We start from the raw sequence: 2,399 nt of genomic DNA, 5'->3' as shown, positions 1-2,399 counted from the left end.
GACTCCGTCTCCGCCATTCCTGCCGTTTAACCAGTTGATATATTTAGGCATTGTTAGGTGGACAAAACTTCTGTCCTACCATCTGTCCTACCATTGCCCAATGTGTCCCTAATTCTTGGGTCACGGTAGGGGGAAATGCATCCAGCCCGCCCCGCCCAGCCACCTGCTTCGCCGGTGACGGTGTCAGACAGCGAGCTCCATATGGCATTTGATATCATCGACGCGAGTTTGTCAGCCTGCCGGACGTGATGCACTGACTTCCGCTTGAGAGCCGTCTGCGCCTGGGCGGTGAAATTGCGAAATCGGACAGTGTTCCGGTGCGATCCCGACCGGGATGAGGCCGCGTATTCAGGCTGATAGCAGTCCGTACCGGACGATGCGCATCCAGGCAGGCAGGGTCGTCATTTGCCAGTCACACCGGTGTTCCACAATTCCATCGTTAAATGGAGATTTCGCAAAGCATGGTTCATATCGGCGTGATCGGAGCGGGGACGATGGGCAACGGTATCGCGCAGACATTTGCGATGGCGGGCTTCCAGGTCGTGATGCAGGACTTGAGCGACGCCGCCCTGGGCCGCGCGACCTCTGCCATCGAAGGCAGCCTCAGCCGCTTGACCAAAAAGGAGAAGATCACCGAGGAGCAGGCGCGCCAGGCATTCGGCTTGATCACGACCACGACGGACATCAAGGGCTTGAAGTCCAGCGATCTTGTGGTTGAAGCCATCATCGAAAACATTGATATCAAATCCAAGGTACTGAAGCAGCTCGATGAGTTGTGCAGCGCCGAGGCGATTTTTGCCTCCAACACTTCCTCCATATCGCTGACAAGTCTTGCATCGGCGTCATCGCGGCCCGAGCGGGTCATCGGGATGCATTTCTTTAATCCGGTGCCGATGATGAAGCTGGTGGAGATTATCCGCGCCCTGCAGACGAGCGATGCAGTGTGTGAACGCATTATCGATATCACGAAGCGCATCGGCAAGACCCCGCATGTTTCCAAGGACAGCTATGGCTTCGTCGTCAACCGCGTGCTGGTGCCAATGATCAACGAGGCCATCAACTGCGTTTATGAGGGCCTGGCCACTCCCGAAGACGTTGACCAGATGCTGATCCTCGGCGCCAATCACCCGATTGGCCCGCTTTCGCTGGCCGACATGATTGGCCTCGATGTGGTGCTCGACATTATGGATACACTCTACAGCGGATTCGATGATCCGAAATATCGTCCCAGCCCGCTGCTCAAACAGATGGTTGATGCGAGCTACCTCGGCCGCAAGTCGGGCCGCGGTTTCTTTATGTATCCGTAGCACCATGTATGTGAGCATCAGACGCTACGAGAATGTACCCGATCTGACAGGACTGCTGCGCGACATCGAACTCGAATTTGCCCCGCTGCTGCACAAAATGCCAGGCTTCATGGCCTACTATGCCGTTGACAGTGGTGCTGGTTCGATGGCCACTGTCACCGTTTTCTCGACCGCTGCCATGGCCGAGGAATCGAATGCTGTTGCGGCAGATTGGCTCGCGTCGCGCGGTGGCGCCCACCCTCTCATGCATGTTCAGATCACCGCCGGGCGAATGGCCATCGCCGTGCCGCCGTTCCGCGGCTAGTTCAACCTGCTCGCAATTGCTTCGTCAAAAACCCCTATTGTCGTGCGGTTGATTCTTTACAATACCAAATCACAAGCCGCCGCTTGGATTTCTACTCGTCTAAGCGGGGCGCGGCGGCGTAGGTGCCGGCTGGGAATTCGATGACGCCATGATCTTCGCCATCTAGCATAACAGGTTCGTTGTGCCCAAAATGTTTGCAGATCTGTGCGAGATATTTGCGGGAGAATACGATTGTGCCTGAAGTGTCAGTGTTGAAAGTCTGTGGTACAATTTCCACCTCGAAGATGGCCGCAAGGATCGCGTTTCTGGCATAGAAGAGGACGCCGAGAACACATAAATCTGTTTCTGCAATCAGGTCAAAGCGAGAGTTTTTTTGTTCGCGCGCAATCCTAGTAGCGGTCAGGAATATACATGTCCCTGGGGATCGGCCCGCGGATGTAGTCGGGATTATGCACTCGCTCCGGCAGGACGATCTCCGGTCGGACGATCTCCTCATAGGGAAACTGGCTCAGGAGATGCGCGATGCAGTTCAGCCGCGCCCGCTTCTTGTCGACGGCTTCGACAACCGACCACGGCGCTTCCTTGATATTGGTGTGTTCCAGCATCGCCTCCTTGGCCTTGGTGTAGGCCTCCCAGCGCACACGGGACTGCAGGTCCATCGGGCTCAGCTTCCACTGCTTCAGCGGGTCGCGGATGCGCATCAGGAAGCGCTTGTGCTGCTCATCGTCGGTGATCGAGAACCAGTACTTCACCAGCTTGATGTCTGAGCGCACCAGCATGCGCTCGAA

Annotated in this window: 2 protein-coding genes and 1 pseudogene; 2 read left to right on the top strand and 1 reads right to left on the bottom strand. The window is 56.4% G+C overall.

Annotated elements, in window-relative coordinates:
* Positions 1 to 461 precede the first annotated feature (461 nt).
* Positions 462 to 1,307, top strand: a complete 846-nt coding sequence (locus WCJ41_RS21565) for a 3-hydroxybutyryl-CoA dehydrogenase (RefSeq protein ID WP_336907894.1) — start codon at positions 462 to 464, stop codon at positions 1,305 to 1,307.
* A 10-nt stretch (positions 1,308 to 1,317) separates the two neighbouring features.
* A complete protein-coding gene (locus tag WCJ41_RS21560; RefSeq protein ID WP_336907893.1) occupies positions 1,318 to 1,611 on the top strand; it encodes a hypothetical protein in 294 nt (97 codons plus the stop codon).
* Between the two features lie 389 nt (positions 1,612 to 2,000).
* On the opposite strand, the pseudogene WCJ41_RS21555 reads toward WCJ41_RS21560, so the two are convergent.
* A pseudogene (locus WCJ41_RS21555) lies at positions 2,001 to 2,399 on the bottom strand (polyphosphate kinase 2); the annotation flags it as partial.

Source organism: Aestuariivirga sp., assembly GCF_037139295.1.
Lineage (GTDB): Bacteria > Pseudomonadota > Alphaproteobacteria > Rhizobiales > Aestuariivirgaceae > Aestuariivirga.
Note: the sequence above shows the minus strand (reverse complement) of the source record. Positions and strands in the feature narration are given on the sequence as shown.